Below are 15,888 nucleotides of genomic sequence, written 5' to 3'. Positions count from 1 at the left end.
TTATTTGAATTATTGTACCAAATATTTTATTTGTGTAGAAAATTGTAATAAATCTACAATAAAATTACTGACCGAAGTTCCAATTAATATTGCTAAAAATATCATACAAATTTGAACTTGTACTGGAAAACCTTTTTTAAAAAATTGCTCTAATCTCACTGCATTCAATGCCCAATAAGCAATACAAATACAAAGGACATGTAGTATGAGATGTACAATTGAAAATTGTCCTAAATATTCCATAAGCCATTCTCCTTGATAAACACTATTTATATATTTTACACGAAACACTAAACAAAAGATACTTAATAATTAGATTACTGACTTTTAAATAATAAGCGTCAATTTAATATTATTTTCCCATTATATATATCATGTATGCATAACTATTAAAATTAAATATTTTTACTTACTTTACTTCTAAACGATTAAAAGTATATGTGAAAGTAAAACTTTTACTTTTTCATTCATACTACACTCTTAAATCTTTAGTACATTATTATAATTCACTTGTGATTTAAGAAAGTTACTATAATCCATATTTTGAATTAATGTTTCATTGCTAAATTAACGCTAAAAATTTAATTTTGACATGTTTAATTAGAAAAGAAAAAGTCGACAAAGTAAAAACTTTGTCGACTTTTTTAGATATTCGTCATAGTATATCTTTTATTCATTATTGTAATTGAGCGACACGAAGACGGTTATTAGCACGATCTAATGCGCGTTTGGCTCTATTTATGTCACTGCTATCTTCTTCATTGTTTAAATGAGATTCTGCTCTTGACTTAGCTAATTCTGCTCTAGCAACATCAATTTCATTCGCAGGCTCTGCAGTTTGAACAATGATTGATAATTTATCTTGTCTTACTTCAACAAAACCTTCACTCACTGCAATATATTCTGAACCACCGTCAAAATTAATTTTGGCATAGCCAATTTCAAGTGCTGCAACTGTTGGAATATGTCCATACATGACACCGATTTCTCCAGCAGTAGTTTGTAAAACTGCCAGAGTGACATCTTCTCGGTCGTAAACAGAACCATTAGGAGTGACAATATTTAGGCTTAATGTATTCATTATCCATACCTCCTAATTTTAAACTTCAACACCCATATCTTTAGCTTTTTCAATTACTTCATCCATGCTTCCAACTAGACGGAATGCATCTTCTGGAATATGATCGTAATCACCATTTAATATTGCTTTGAAGCCTTCTACTGTTTTTTGAACAGACACATAAGATCCTTTTTGCCCAGTAAATTGTTCAGCTACGTGGAAGTTTTGAGATAAGAAGAACTGAATACGACGCGCACGTTCTACAGTTTGTTTATCCTCTTCCGAAAGTTCATCCATACCTAAAATAGCAATAATATCTTGTAATTCTCTATATTTTTGTAAAGTAGATTGTACCTCACGTGCTACTTCATAATGTTCTTGACCAACAATTGATGGATCAAGGGCTCTAGAAGTAGATGCTAATGGGTCAACTGCAGGATAAATACCCATTTCAGTTAATTTACGCTCTAAGTTTGTAGTTGAATCTAAGTGCGCAAATACTGCAGCTGGTGCTGGGTCGGTATAATCATCGGCTGGCACGAATACTGCTTGAATTGACGTTACAGATCCTTTAGTTGTAGAAGTAATACGTTCTTGTAATTGTCCCATTTCCGTTGCTAATGTAGGTTGATAACCAACGGCTGAAGGCATACGTCCTAATAGTGCAGAAACTTCTGAACCGGCTTGCGTAAATCTAAAGATGTTATCGATGAATAGTAGAACATCTTGTCCTTGTTCATCACGGAAATACTCAGCCATAGTTAAACCAGAAAGTGCTACACGCATACGAGCACCAGGTGGTTCGTTCATTTGTCCAAAAACCATCGCTGTCTTTTTAATAACACCACTATCACTCATTTCAAAGTATAGGTCATTACCTTCACGAGTACGTTCACCTACACCAGCGAACACTGATATACCACCGTGTTCTTGAGCGATATTATTGATCAATTCTTGGATTAATACAGTTTTACCAACACCTGCACCGCCGAATAATCCAACTTTACCACCTTTAATATAAGGTGCTAATAAATCAATAACTTTGATACCTGTTTCTAATATTTCAACTTTCGTAGATAATTGATCAAATGCAGGTGCTTCTCTATGAATTGGATCACGACGTACTGAGTCATCTATGTCTTCATCTAAGTCTATCGTATCACCTAATACATTAAACACTCTACCTAACGTTTCATTACCAACTGGAACGCTAATGCTGTTTCCGCTGTCTCTTACTTCTGTACCACGTTTAACACCATCAGTTGAATCCATTGCGATTGTACGTACTACGTCATCGCCAAGTTGTAATGCAACTTCTAACGTTAATTCAACAGTACCTTCTTCTCTTTCTATATCGAGAACTAAGGCATTATTAATTTCTGGAACTTCATTGTGCTCAAAGCGAACATCAATTACTGGACCCATAACTTGTGTTACACGGCCTAATCCCATGCTATTTTCCTCCTTTAATCATTATTCAAGTGCAACTGCGCCACCAACAATTTCAGTAATTTGTTGAGTGATTGCTGCTTGTCTCGCTCTGTTATATTCGATAGATAAATCATCAATGATATCTGTCGCATTATCAGATGCATTTTTCATAGCCGTCATACGTGTTGCATGTTCACTTGCTTTTGCATCTAAAATCGTTCCATATATTAAACTTTCAACATATTGAGGTAAAATGACACTTAAAATTGCTTCTTTGTCTGGTTCAAATTCATATGAAGACATTTGACCATGTCCTAAGCTTGAATCTTCTGGAGACAATGGAAGCACAGTTTTCATCGACGGTGTATTTTCTAAAACACTGACGAAATGACTGTAATAAATTTTCACCTCATCCACAATCTCATCGTTATACAAATCTATTGCTTTTTTAGCAATTGCTTGTATTTCTTTAAATGAAGGTTGATCAGGAACTTCTGTTAAAGAATCATGAATGTCATATCCTTTATTTTTAAGAAAATCAACACCTGTTTGGCCTAAAACTAAGATGGAATATTCATCACTACTACTATGTTTGCGTTCAATATCTTTCATTAGATGTTTCAACACATTCGCATTGTATGCACCCGCAAGGCCTTGGTCACTAGTAATTACGATATAACCACTTTTCTTCACTTCTCGTTGTTGTAACATTGGGTGATGTGAATTTTTGTCCGCTCCAGCAACAGCTGTAATTGCATCTTGCATTTTAACCATATATGGTCTGAACTGATTCGTATTTTTTTCAGCACGACGCAATTTCGAACTAGAAACCATGTTCATTGCTTTCGTAATCTGTTTCATCTTTTTTGTTGATTTTATTCGTGTATCGATTTCTTTAAGAGATGCCATTATCTCACCACCTTTTATCTACATTAACTATTATGCTTCTTCTGATTTGCTAAAACTCTTCTTGAATTCATTAATCGCTGATTCAAATGATTCATCATTAGGTAAAGCACCCGTCGTTTTGATTTCATTTAATAAATCAGATGCATTCGATTTAGCCCATTGATTCAACTCGTCTTCAAAACGTGTGATATCAACTACAGGGATATCATCCAAATGTCCTTTTGTTAAAGCATAAATAATTAAAACTTGATTTTCTACAGGTAGTGGTTTGTTTTTATCTTGTTTTAATATTTCAACTGTACGTTTACCACGTTCTAATTTTTTAGCAGTAAATTCATCTAAATCAGATCCAAATTGCGCGAATGATTCTAATTCACGATATGATGCTAAATCTAGACGTAAAGTTCCAGCAACCTTTTTCATTGCTTTAATTTGCGCAGAACCACCGACACGTGATACTGATTGACCTGCATTAATCGCTGGTCTTACACCAGAGAAGAACAAGTCAGATTGCAAGAATATTTGTCCATCAGTAATAGAAATTACGTTTGTCGGAACGTAAGCGGCAATGTCGCCTGCTTGTGTCTCAATAATAGGTAATGCTGTGATTGAACCGCCACCTAAATCATCATTTAGTTTAGCCGCTCTCTCTAATAATCTACTATGTAAGTAGAATACATCACCAGGATAAGCTTCACGGCCTGGAGGTCTACGTAATAATAATGATAGTTCACGATAAGCTGCTGCTTGTTTTGTTAAATCATCATAAACGATTAAAACATCTTTGCCAGCAAACATGAATTCTTCAGCCATTGCTACACCAGAATATGGCGCGATATAAAGCATAGGCGCTGGATCTGCTGCTGAAGCAGAAACAATAATTGTATAATCTAATGCACCTTCTTGACGTAATTTTTCAACATTTGCACGTACAGTTGAATCTTTTTGTCCGATAGCAACGTATATACAGATCGTATCTTGATCTCTTTGGTTCAAAATCGTATCAATGGCAACCGTCGTTTTACCTGTTTGACGGTCTCCGATGATTAATTCACGCTGTCCACGGCCGATTGGTACAAGCGCGTCAATTGCTTTTATACCAGTTTGTAATGGTTCATCTACAGATTTACGATCCATTACACCAGTTGCTTTCTTCTCTACAGGACGTGTTTTTGTAGTATTGACTGGTCCTTGACCATCAATTGCTTGTCCTAATGGGTTAACGACACGACCAAGTAACTCCTCACCAACTGGAACTTCCATGATACGTCCAGTTCGTTTTACTTCGTCTCCCTCTTTAATATCCGTGTAAGGCCCTAAAATTACTACACCGACATTGGATTCTTCTAAGTTTTGTGCTAAACCTAGAACGCCGTTATTAAATTCAATAAGCTCACCAGCCATAACGTCATTTAATCCGTGGATTAAAGCGATACCATCACCAATTTGCAGAACTGTACCTACATCAGTAACAGCCATTTCTGACTCATAATTTTCTATTTGTGAGCGAAGTAATGCACTGATTTCTTCAGCTTTAATGGCCATCTATGTCACTCCTTCGATTTTTATTTCACTCTAATAAATTGCTTTTCAAGTTTGGCAAGATCATTTTTAATACTTGCATCCATCACTTTCGTACCAACTTTAACTCGGATACCACCGATAAGATCTGGATTTATTTCATTTGTAATCATTAGTTTTGATAGTTTTGTGCGCGATCTAATAATTGAATCAATACTTGCTATTTCATCCTCAGATAGTTCATACACCGATTCAATAATCGCAAAGTCTTGATTGTGATACGCATTATATAAAGTTTCAAAAGCTAAGAATATTTCATGTGTATATGTAAGGTGACGATTACTTGCAAGCACCATAAACATATTTTGTAAATATTGATGTGCGTGTCCAAAAATAATAGCAACAAAACGTTGGCGTTGTGCTACATCTTTTTGTGGGTCTGTATCTAATTCTTTTAATTTTCCTACTTCAGGTCGCACTGCTTCGTCAATTGTTGAAAACTCTTCATACATTTGATCAAGTAACGCTTTTTCTTTAGCAGTATCAAATAACGCTTTTGCATATTTTTTTGCTACATTAGCCATTATTTATCGCCTGCCTCTTTAATGTACTTTTCAACTAATTCTTTTTGATCTTTTTCTGAAATTTCTTTTTGCAGTACTTTTGAAGCAATGAGTACGGAAAGCTCAGAAACCTGATTGTTAATATCTGCAAGTGCGCGTTCTTTTTCACTATTAATTTCATTTTGTGCTGTTTCAATCATGCCATTAGCTCTAATATTGGCTTCATGAATAATTTCTTCGTGTTGTTTACGGGCTTGTATTTTAGATTCTTCTAAAATCTTATGAACCTCTTCTTGTGTTTCTTTTAGTGTTTGTTTGTTTTGTGCTTCTAATTTTTGAGCATTTAATTTAGCTTGTTCAGCATCGTCGATATCTTTATTGATATCGCGTTCACGTTTGTCCATTACTTCTTTAAGTGGGCCCCATGCAAACTTTTTCAAAAGTAAGAGTAATATGGCGAATGTAGCAATCGTAACAATGATTGTTCCCCATTGTACACCACCGCCACTAGCCGCACCTAGAACGAACATATTAGTCGTAGCAGTCACTTTCATAGACACTCCTTTCATCCAGTATAATCATAAGGTATTTTGATAAAAACGAACGGCGAGAGCCTAGAAGACTTCGCCATAAAGACTAGTTTACTTATAGTGACATGAAAGCGATAACTACACCTATAATTGGTAGCGCCTCAACTAATCCGATACCGATAAACATAATACCCATTAATTGACCACGTGCTTCTGGTTGACGAGCGACACCTTCTACTGTTCTTGAAACGATAAGACCATTACCAATACCTGCACCAAGTGCTGATAAGCCGATTGCGATTGCTGCTGCGATTAAATTCATTTAAAAATCCTCCTAATTTGTTCTTTTTATTTTTTAATTTAATGACTCTTTTGTACTTTATGTGACATATATACCATCGAAAGCATTACAAATATATATGCCTGAATCGTACCGATAAAAATTGAGAACCCTTGCCATACGATTAGGCCAGGTAATCCAATTAACCAACCCCATGCTGGGAAGTCGAATACTAAACCTGCTAATAATCCTAGTAATAATTCACCTGCAAAAATATTTCCGTAAAGTCGTAGTCCTAGCGTCAATGTTGAAGTGAACTCTTCAAACACATTGATAGGCAATAGGAATATCGGCTTTGTATAATTTTGAAAATACCCTTTAGTGCCAACCATTTTAACCCCATAATAATGTGTTAATAATATTATAAGCGTTGATAATGTTAATGTCACAGTTGGATCGGCTGTGGGAGATTTCCACCACAGGGTGTGTCCCGAAATTAATTGGAACGGTAAACCGAGCATATTACTAACAAATATGAAAAAGATTAATGTAACGGCTAAGAAATGGAACTGACCGCCTTTTGACCAAGCCATGTTACTTTCGATAATCCCTCTTACGAAATCAAAAACCCACTCGATAAAGTTTTGTTTGCCTGTTGGACGTTTCTTGAGGTTACGTGTACAAATAATAGCTATTACAAAAACAATAAACGCCGTAATCAACATCATCATAATCGATGATAGATTAAACACGATGTCTAGACCGAACACATTCCAACTGACTAGAGGGTCTTTATGATCCATGCTTTCTCACCTCTTTCATTATAAAATTTATTTCTTGTGTAAAAATGGTTTGAAAACAATTAAAACATAAGAAATCATTAAACCAACAACTACTCCAAAAATGTTTATATGGTCCTTATAAAAATACCATGTCGTACAAGCTAATATCACAACCAAATATCTCCAAATGTTGCCCGTTGAAATATGTATGTTATCCTTTTCTTTTGCTTCCGCCAAATAATATTCAAAAGTAAAAGTATTGATTAGCGATCCGATCATTCCAATTATAAGACCTAATATAAATGCAGAGTATGTGAAAATAAACACAATTACAAGTACAATAATACAATATATATAGTATTGCATGTACTGTTTAAAAATGATGTTGAAACGTTTCATTTCAGTGCCTCGCTTCACCTTATCTTTCTTATATGAAAACCATTCCAATCATACAATTTTAATAATAATATAGGGTACTTTACGTGTCAATTCTATTCAAATTGTAATTCAATTTTTTACAAGAATGTCACAAAAATGACACATAAATACGAAAATTATTTGAAAGAAGAAGGTTTTTTATCAATTAAACCAAAAAAATATTTAATATTTTGACAAATTCTATATGATGCATTGCCGTCTCCATATGGATTTTGAGCTGTACTCATAATCTCATACAAATTTTTGTTATCTAATAGTTCTTTTGTTGCTGCGAATATATTCTTTTCATTTGTGCCTACAATTTTTAATGTACCTGCCGCTACACCTTCTGGTCTTTCTGTAACATCCCTCAAAACGAGTACTGGTTTACCTAAAGAAGGCGCTTCTTCTTGTACACCACCAGAATCAGTTAAAATTAAATAAGACTGATGTGCAAAATTATGAAAATCAACAACTTCTAAGGGTTCTACAAGCTCAATTCTTGTGTGATTTGATAAATAATAATCTGCAATTTCTCTTACTTTAGGGTTTTTATGTATTGGGTAAACGACAACAACATCCTCGTATGCTTCGACGATATCTCGTACTGCTTTGAAAATATGTGCCATTGGTTCCCCAATATTTTCTCGTCTATGCGCAGTGAGTAGAATAATTCGTTTATCTTTGTGCTTGGCTATAATTTCTGATTGATAACCATTATGAATTGTCGTTTTCATTGCATCAATAGCAGTATTACCTGTTACGACAATTGAGTCTTCTGGTTTGTTTTCAGCAATCAAATTATTTGCAGCATTATTGGTAGGAGCAAAGTTTAAATCGGACATTACTCCTACCATTTGTCTATTCATTTCTTCAGGAAATGGAGCATATTTATTCCAAGTTCGCAAACCAGCTTCGACATGCCCGATTGGGACTTGATTATATAATGCTGCAAGACTTCCAGCAAATGTACTCATGGTATCACCATGAACAAGTATCATATCTGGTTTCGCTTCTTTTATAACATCCTCTAATCGTACGAGTATGCGTGAAGTTATATCAGACAATGATTGTCCCTGCTTCATAATGTTCAAATCATAATCAGGTGTGATGTCAAAGCTTTTCAACACAGAATCTAACATTTCTCTATGTTGTGCCGTCACTACAACGATTGGTTGTAATTCAGCGTCTTTCTCCAATTCTAAAACGAGTGGTGCCATCTTTATAGCTTCAGGCCGTGTCCCGAATACAGTCATAACTTTTTTCATACTACTCCACTCCTGGGTCAAACTATTTTGTACCGAATAAACGGTCACCAGCGTCACCTAATCCAGGTGTAATATAAGCATGGTCATCTAATTTCTCATCTAATGCTGCGATATAGATATCGACATCTTCATGTGCTTCTTGTAATTTTTCCACACCTTCTGGTGCTGCAATTAGACACATAAATCTGATATGCTTGGCGCCACGTTTTTTAAGTGAATTAATCGCTTCAATTGCGGAAGCACCAGTCGCTAGCATTGGATCAACTACGACAATTTCTCTTTCTTCAATATCTTGTGGTAATTTCACAAAATACTCAACTGCTTCTAGCGTTTCAGGATCTCTGTATAAGCCAACATGACCTATTCTTGCTGCCGGCACAAGATTTAAGATACCTTGTGTCATGCCAAGACCTGCTCTTAAAATGGGAATAAATGCTAATTTTTTACCGGTTAAACGCTTAGCTATCATTTTAGTAACAGGCGTTTCAATTTCTACATCTTGTAACTCTAGATTTCTAGTCACTTCGTAAGCCATTAACATGCCTACTTCATCTACGAGTTCTCTAAATTCTTTTGTACCTGTATGTACATCTCTAATGTAACTTAATTTGTGTTGAATAAGTGGGTGATCAAAAACATGTACGTTGCCCATAATTACTTCCTCCAATTTAATTATATAAAGGATGTTTCGTAGTTAATGCTTTAACTCTTTCTTGTCCTTCTTTTAATGTTGTTTCGTTTTCAGGATCTTTTAACACTAAGCTTATAATTTTAGCTACTTCTTCAAATGCCGCTTCATCAAAACCACGTGTAGTAGCTGCTGGTGTACCAAGTCTTAAACCACTTGTTACAAAAGGTTTTTCTTGATCAAATGGTATTGTATTTTTATTACAAGTAATACCTATTGAGTCAAGGGCTTCTTCTGCTACTTTACCAGTAATATTGACTGATCCTTTTACATCTACGCATACTAGGTGATTATCAGTACCGCCAGATACTACTCTAAATCCTTCTTTATTTAGTGTATCAGCTAATACTTTTGCATTTTTAATAACTAGTTGCTGATATGTTTTAAAATCATCTTGTAGTGCTTCACCGAACGCTACTGCTTTGGCAGCAATAACATGTTCTAAAGGGCCACCTTGAATGCCTGGGAAGATTGTTTTGTCAATTTGCTTTTTGTATTCTTCTTTACATAAAATCATTCCACCACGAGGGCCACGTAATGTTTTATGTGTTGTTGTAGTTACAAAATCAGCATATTCTACTGGACTTGGGTGTAAGCCTGCAGCGACTAATCCAGCGATATGAGCCATATCTACCATCAATTTAGCGCCTACTTCATCAGCAATTTCTCTAAAACGTTTGAAGTCTATTGTTTTTGAGTATGCAGAAGCCCCAGCAACGATTAACTTAGGTTGGTGCGCTTTTGCTACTTTTAATACTTCGTCATAGTCTATTTGTTCGCTTTCTTTGTCGACACCATATTCGACAAAGTTATAAAATTGACCACTAAAGTTTACTGGCGCACCATGAGTTAAGTGCCCACCATGACTTAAATTCATACCTAATACAGTATCTCCGTGTTCTAATGCCACGAGATAAACAGCCATATTTGCTTGTGAACCAGAATGTGGTTGAACGTTAACATGTTCTGCACCAAATAATTGCTTTGCTCTCTCAATAGCTAATGTTTCAGATACATCGACATATTCACAACCACCGTAATATCTTCTGTTCGGATAACCTTCAGCATACTTATTAGTTAATACTGAACCTTGAGCTTCCATAACTGCTTCCGACACAAAGTTTTCTGACGCAATTAACTCTATATTGTTATTTTGACGGTTGAACTCGTTTTGAATCACTTCATAAATTTCTTTATCTTGATCTTTAATAAATGACATTAGTAAACCCTCGTTTCTGTATTAGTTGTATTTTGCTCTTTCGCCACCAATTTTTTTAGGTCTTGAAGAAGCGATTGTAACAATTGCTTCGCCAATTTGCTTCACGCTTGTACGTTCGGGTATTGCTACATGTTTGATATGCATACCAATTAATGTTTGACCAATATCTATACCTTTCGGAACAGTTATAGTTTCAACCACCATAGGCGCTTCCATATGCTGATATGCATACGTAGCTAAACTACCTCCAGCATGGACATCGGGTACAACGGTTACTTCTTCCATCGTTGTGGGGTCGAAGTTAGCTTTTTCAATCGTAATTGCTCTATTGATATGTTCACAGCCTTGAAATACAAAAGAAACGCCTGTTTCCGTTTCAATCTCTTTTAATGCTTCAAATATATCTTTAGCTACTTCCATTGAACCGACGCTACCTATGCGTTCGCCAATCACTTCTGAAGTAGAACAACCTACAATACAAAGCTCATCCTTTTTAAAGAAAGATTTAGACTTTAGTTCATCTAACAATGCTCTTAAATCTTCCATATTAAACACCCCTTATTTATTTTGATAAAAAAGTAAGCCAAAATACATAAGTCCAATCTGGCAAATTTAATTGCTAGCACATTTGCTACACGTAATTATTATAACGTATTTAATGACTTACTCATACTAATTTCACATATTTATTTACTCTAATATTTTATTTTTTAATTTTTCAATCAATGAATTTAATTCATTATAAATTTCAATATAATCTGATTTAGTTCCTCCAAATGGGTCAGAAACATCATCACCATGCAATACATATTCACTTAAAGTAAATATATGTGTATTTACGCCATACGTTTGTTTAATCGCATCTCTATGACTCCTTGACATTGTCAAAATAAGATCTGCATGCATGTCCATCTCAGTGAATTGTTGCGCATTGTCAGGTATTGGCAATTGTTTTTCTTTTAAGATAGCACGCGTATGTTCTGAGGTAGGTGCGCCATCTAATGCAAATAAACCACGCGAAGCAACTTCGATGTCAGGTATTTTAGCTTTTGCAATACTTTCTGCCATTGGACTTCTACAAGTATTACCAGTACAAACAAAAACGATTTTCATAATTTTTCTCCTTTAACGACGGTAAAGTTTGCCGCCTTTTGCATTCGATTCATAATAGCAACTGCTTCGCCACTATTTTCAAATCCAAATATATAAGCTTCTTTTATCTTTTTATTTTTGTCTATATCGTGCAATATTTGATACAAATTATGGTTTGCCCCTTTAATATCTCTTTCATTTTCACACAGTGGAATGAAAGTTGCGTTTTTTGGAATATATTTACATTTATCTTTCGGGAATATAAACGCAACATCACTCCAATCTTTACATGAGGATGGTTGTTGATGAACGCCGTATACAATCGTTATTGGCGTATCTGGCGCATAATGTTTATATTTCATTCCGGGGGCTATAGGTTTTTCTTGATTTAAATCATCTTTTGCTGAAATAGAACCTGGCAAAACATTTTCAATCATCGACTTGGTGATAGATCCTGGACGAGCAATTTTAAATGGGTATTGCGTGCAATCTAACACGGTACTTTCTAAACCTTCTTCACTTTGATCACCATTAACAATACCATCAATGCTTTGGTTTAAATCATGATATACATGTTCAAACTTAGTTGGAGAAGGTCTACCACTTAAATTAGCGCTCGGTGCGGCAATCGGTATGTCTACAAACTCTAATATTTTTCTCCCAATCACATGACTTGGCATTCTAACCGCTATGGATGAAAGTCCACCACTTACACTTTCACATAAATATCCTTTTTTTAATGGTAAAATAAACGAAATTGGTCCTGGCCAAAATTGATTCATCAGTATTTTAACTTCTTGTGAAATATGCTTCGTAAATACATCTAGTTGCTTAACATTATGTATATGCACGATGAGTGGATTATCTGAAGGTCTACCTTTTGCAGCAAAAATATTTTTTATAGTTTGTTCATTTCTTGCATCACCACCTAAACCATATACAGTTTCAGTTGGTATAGCGATGAGTCCACCAGCTTCAAAAATATTTTTTATCTCATTAAAAGCATCTACATTTGCATCTTCTGTCACATGATTTCTTAAATCCCATATTTTTGTTTTCATTTATACTCACCCTTTCATCTTAATTTCAATTTTAAAACAAAATAAGAAGTTATGCACCTTCATGACATATCATGTTAGGTACACAACTTCTTAAATTACCATTTAAAAGAAACCATTCTATCATTATCGTTAATATCTTTTATTATTTGGACACTTACAGCAGGATATTTTTTTTCAATTTTGCTTTTTAATGTAGCTCCTTGTTTATAACCAATCTCAAACACAACAATTGCATTAGGTAATAATACGTCTGGTAATTGATCTAAAATCTTTTCATAAACTTGAAAGCCGTTGTTTTCAGCAAACAAAGCACTCATAGGTTCATATTGTAAAACAGTATCATCCATTAAAGCTTTTTCGCTCTCAGCGATATAGGGGGGATTTGAAATCAATCCATTCACTTTAATATGCTTTTCTATTAATGGATTTAAGGTATCGCCTTGTAAAAATATAACATCTACATCATGATACTCAGCGTTTTCTTTTGCCACAGATAAGGCTTCATCATATAAATCTGTAGCTATAACATCCAAATTTTGATTCATTTTTTTTAGTAAAATAGGTATGTTACCACTACCTGTTCCAATATCTACAACTTTATCTCCCGATTTTACCAAATTATAAAAATGTAGTAATACTTCCTCGGTTTCTGGCCTTGGAATTAAACAATGCTCATTCACTTTAAATATTTCACCATAAAAAGTTTGCGTTCCTACAATATATTGAATCGGTTCGCCTTGTAACATCCTTGCTTCCGCATTATCAAACAACACGTTGTGTGCTTCCGTCATAACTTCATCTGCGTGTAGCAAATAATCTAATTTTTGCCATTGAAATAAATCAAGCATTAACCATTCAGCTCGTGTTACTTCAATACCTTTAGTTTCGCATTTGTCTTGTGCGATTTTTAATCGCTCTCTATAATTCACCATCATTCAGTTCTTTCAATTTATCAGTTTGTTCAGCTAAAGTTAGTGCATCAATAATCTCATCTAACTTACCTTCCATAACTTGCTCTAATTTCTGCAATGTCAATCCAATACGATGATCCGTTACGCGACTCTGTGGATAATTGTATGTTCTAATTCTCTCTGAGCGATCACCTGAACCGACAGCTGATTTACGCTGTGCAGCATACTTTTGTTGTTCTTCTTGTAATTTCATATCAAATAAACGTGCTTTTAACACTTTCATTGCTTTTTCACGGTTTTGAATTTGAGATTTCTCAGATGATGTAGCAATGACACCTGTCGGTATATGTGTAATTCGAACGGCAGAATCAGTGGTATTTACGTGTTGTCCACCTGCACCACTAGAACGATATGTGTCTACTTTAATATCTTCATTTCGAATCTCTATCTCAACATCTTCAACTTCTGGTAATACGGCAACAGTAGCAGTAGATGTGTGAATACGTCCTCCAGACTCAGTTGCTGGTACACGTTGTACACGATGTGCACCATTTTCGTATTTCAATTTACTGTAAGCGCCTGTTCCTGAAACAGAGAAGCTAATCTCTTTGTAACCACCATGATCACTTTCAGTAGCTTCTACGATATCAGTTTTATAACTATGTGCTTCTGCATATCTAGAATACATTCTAAATAAATCACCAGCAAATATTGCAGCCTCATCCCCACCAGCTGCTGCACGAATTTCAACAATTACGTCTTTTTCATCGTTAGGGTCTTTTGGAATTAACAAGAATTTTAATTCTTCTTCCAGTTCTGGAATTTTTTGACTCAATTCTTGCTTTTCGTCTTTAAGCATTTCAACTTCTTCATCGTCTTTTGTTTCCTGTAACATATCATCTATTTCAGTTACATCTTCTTTAACCTGTTTATATTCACGATATACTTCTACTGTTTTTTGCAAATCAGCCTGTTCTTTTGAATATTTTCGTAAATTGTCTGGGTTATTTACGACTTCAGGATCACTTAACATTTCATTTAATTGCTCGTATCTTTCCTCTACAATGTCTAATTGATCAAACACTACATTTCCTCCTTCTCATGATTACTTGGTGCAACAATATGATGTGCCCTACATCTAGGTTCATAGCTTTCGTTAGCGCCAACGAGAATCACTGGATCATCTATTTTTGCTGGATTACCATCAATTAATCGTTGTGTACGGCTTGATGACGAGCCACATACTGCACATACAGCTTGTAGTTTAGTCACTTCTTCACTTACTGCTAATAAATGGGGAATTGGTTCAAATGGTTCACCTCTGAAATCCATATCTAAACCTGCAGTAATCACTCTATGCCCCTTTTCAGCTAATTCTTCAACAATATGGACAATATTATTTTCGAAAAATTGAACTTCATCAATTGCTATAATATCAAAATTTGTTAAATCGTGTTTATAGATCTCAGCTGCTGTCGAGATATTAATTGCCTCAATTGCATTGCCGTTATGCGACACAATCTTATCTTTATGATAGCGATCATCTATTGCCGGTTTAAATACAACCACCTTTTGTTTAGCATATAGTCCACGTCTTAAACGACGAATTAATTCTTCAGATTTACCACTAAACATACTTCCAGTTATACATTCTATCCACCCGGAATGATAAGTTTCATTCATTATGCGTTCCACCCTTTTTCAAAACATAATCGGTTTATTATATCATATTTTCCATCTTAAAATATCAATTTCTCATAAGATATTTGTAATTTAATATGTAATCAAAGTGCTCTAACAACTGTGCAATTCTGTTCAAACCTTCACATCGTCCATGTTAAATAAAAAAGCATTCTCATAAAATGAGAATGCCTTATGACAACAATTATTCGTTGCTTGATTTGAATCCGAATTTCTTGTTGAAACGTTCCACACGACCATCCGCAGCAGCGAATTTTTGACGTCCTGTGTAAAATGGATGTGAATCAGATGAAATATCTAAACGAATAACTGGGTATTCATTTCCATCTTCCCATTCCATTGTTTCTGATGAAGATTTTGTTGAACCACTTAAGAATTTAAAGTCTGTAGTTGTATCTAAAAAGATAACTTTGTGGTATTCAGGATGAATATTTTGTTTCATTTTTTTCAGCTCC

20 protein-coding genes are annotated in these 15,888 nt (G+C 34.7%); all 20 read right to left on the bottom strand.

Features of this window, described 5'->3' with window-relative positions:
* Positions 1-9: 9 nt before the first annotated feature.
* Positions 10-243, bottom strand: coding sequence for a DUF1146 family protein (locus tag KA833_RS12370; RefSeq protein ID WP_046207763.1), 234 nt, complete (start codon positions 241-243; stop codon positions 10-12).
* A 433-nt stretch (positions 244-676) separates the two neighbouring features.
* Positions 677-1,081: a F0F1 ATP synthase subunit epsilon gene (locus tag KA833_RS12365; protein WP_019468303.1), complete on the bottom strand. Its 405-nt coding sequence runs from the start codon at positions 1,079-1,081 to the stop codon at positions 677-679.
* Positions 1,082-1,099: 18 nt separating this feature from the next.
* Positions 1,100-2,512 (bottom strand): F0F1 ATP synthase subunit beta, encoded by a 1,413-nt coding sequence (atpD, locus tag KA833_RS12360; protein ID WP_019468302.1) that lies wholly within the window; start codon positions 2,510-2,512, stop codon positions 1,100-1,102.
* 21 nt (positions 2,513-2,533) lie between these two features.
* Positions 2,534-3,400: an ATP synthase F1 subunit gamma gene (atpG, locus tag KA833_RS12355; RefSeq protein WP_046207762.1), complete on the bottom strand. Its 867-nt coding sequence runs from the start codon at positions 3,398-3,400 to the stop codon at positions 2,534-2,536.
* 30 nt (positions 3,401-3,430) lie between these two features.
* Positions 3,431-4,945 carry a F0F1 ATP synthase subunit alpha gene (gene atpA / locus KA833_RS12350; RefSeq protein WP_046207761.1) on the bottom strand — a complete coding sequence of 505 codons (1,515 nt, stop codon included), beginning with the start codon at positions 4,943-4,945 and terminating at the stop codon, positions 3,431-3,433.
* A 20-nt stretch (positions 4,946-4,965) separates the two neighbouring features.
* Positions 4,966-5,505: a F0F1 ATP synthase subunit delta gene (locus KA833_RS12345; RefSeq protein WP_070039515.1), complete on the bottom strand. Its 540-nt coding sequence runs from the start codon at positions 5,503-5,505 to the stop codon at positions 4,966-4,968.
* Entirely contained in the window at positions 5,505-6,032 is a 528-nt protein-coding gene (locus KA833_RS12340) for a F0F1 ATP synthase subunit B (protein ID WP_026034759.1), read from the bottom strand. Before KA833_RS12340 ends, KA833_RS12345 begins: the two co-directional genes overlap by 1 nt.
* A gap of 97 nt (positions 6,033-6,129) precedes the next feature.
* Positions 6,130-6,336 (bottom strand): F0F1 ATP synthase subunit C, encoded by a 207-nt coding sequence (gene atpE, locus KA833_RS12335; RefSeq protein WP_002482721.1) that lies wholly within the window; start codon positions 6,334-6,336, stop codon positions 6,130-6,132.
* 38 nt (positions 6,337-6,374) lie between these two features.
* Positions 6,375-7,097, bottom strand: a complete 723-nt coding sequence (gene atpB / locus KA833_RS12330; RefSeq protein ID WP_019468297.1) for a F0F1 ATP synthase subunit A — start codon at positions 7,095-7,097, stop codon at positions 6,375-6,377.
* A gap of 27 nt (positions 7,098-7,124) precedes the next feature.
* Positions 7,125-7,475: an ATP synthase subunit I gene (locus KA833_RS12325; protein WP_046207759.1), complete on the bottom strand. Its 351-nt coding sequence runs from the start codon at positions 7,473-7,475 to the stop codon at positions 7,125-7,127.
* A 155-nt stretch (positions 7,476-7,630) separates the two neighbouring features.
* Positions 7,631-8,761, bottom strand: a complete 1,131-nt coding sequence (gene wecB / locus KA833_RS12320) for a non-hydrolyzing UDP-N-acetylglucosamine 2-epimerase (RefSeq protein ID WP_064209843.1) — start codon at positions 8,759-8,761, stop codon at positions 7,631-7,633.
* Positions 8,762-8,783: 22 nt separating this feature from the next.
* Positions 8,784-9,413 (bottom strand): uracil phosphoribosyltransferase, encoded by a 630-nt coding sequence (gene upp / locus KA833_RS12315; protein WP_019468295.1) that lies wholly within the window; start codon positions 9,411-9,413, stop codon positions 8,784-8,786.
* Positions 9,414-9,429: 16 nt separating this feature from the next.
* A complete protein-coding gene (gene glyA / locus KA833_RS12310) occupies positions 9,430-10,668 on the bottom strand; it encodes a serine hydroxymethyltransferase (RefSeq protein WP_210128430.1) in 1,239 nt (412 codons plus the stop codon).
* 21 nt (positions 10,669-10,689) lie between these two features.
* Positions 10,690-11,214: a TIGR01440 family protein gene (locus KA833_RS12305; protein ID WP_192946473.1), complete on the bottom strand. Its 525-nt coding sequence runs from the start codon at positions 11,212-11,214 to the stop codon at positions 10,690-10,692.
* A 144-nt stretch (positions 11,215-11,358) separates the two neighbouring features.
* Entirely contained in the window at positions 11,359-11,781 is a 423-nt protein-coding gene (locus KA833_RS12300; RefSeq protein ID WP_046207755.1) for a low molecular weight protein arginine phosphatase, read from the bottom strand.
* Entirely contained in the window at positions 11,778-12,821 is a 1,044-nt protein-coding gene (locus tag KA833_RS12295) for an L-threonylcarbamoyladenylate synthase (protein WP_046207754.1), read from the bottom strand. The genes KA833_RS12300 and KA833_RS12295 overlap by 4 nt, the downstream gene beginning before the upstream one ends.
* A 95-nt stretch (positions 12,822-12,916) precedes the next feature.
* The gene (prmC, locus tag KA833_RS12290; RefSeq protein ID WP_064209841.1) at positions 12,917-13,753 is read right to left on the bottom strand and encodes a peptide chain release factor N(5)-glutamine methyltransferase; all 837 of its coding nucleotides are present in this window, start codon (positions 13,751-13,753) and stop codon (positions 12,917-12,919) included.
* Positions 13,740-14,816: a peptide chain release factor 1 gene (gene prfA, locus KA833_RS12285; RefSeq protein ID WP_046207752.1), complete on the bottom strand. Its 1,077-nt coding sequence runs from the start codon at positions 14,814-14,816 to the stop codon at positions 13,740-13,742. The genes prmC and prfA overlap by 14 nt, the downstream gene beginning before the upstream one ends.
* Positions 14,816-15,415: a thymidine kinase gene (locus KA833_RS12280; RefSeq protein ID WP_046207751.1), complete on the bottom strand. Its 600-nt coding sequence runs from the start codon at positions 15,413-15,415 to the stop codon at positions 14,816-14,818. Before KA833_RS12280 ends, prfA begins: the two co-directional genes overlap by 1 nt.
* 202 nt (positions 15,416-15,617) lie before the next feature.
* Positions 15,618-15,875, bottom strand: coding sequence for a type B 50S ribosomal protein L31 (locus KA833_RS12275; protein ID WP_019468287.1), 258 nt, complete (start codon positions 15,873-15,875; stop codon positions 15,618-15,620).
* Between the last annotated feature and the right edge of the window lie 13 nt (positions 15,876-15,888).

Source organism: Staphylococcus sp. GDY8P67P (assembly GCF_017892545.1).
GTDB lineage: Bacteria > Bacillota > Bacilli > Staphylococcales > Staphylococcaceae > Staphylococcus > Staphylococcus ureilyticus.
This window is presented reverse-complemented; position numbering and strand designations above follow the sequence as displayed.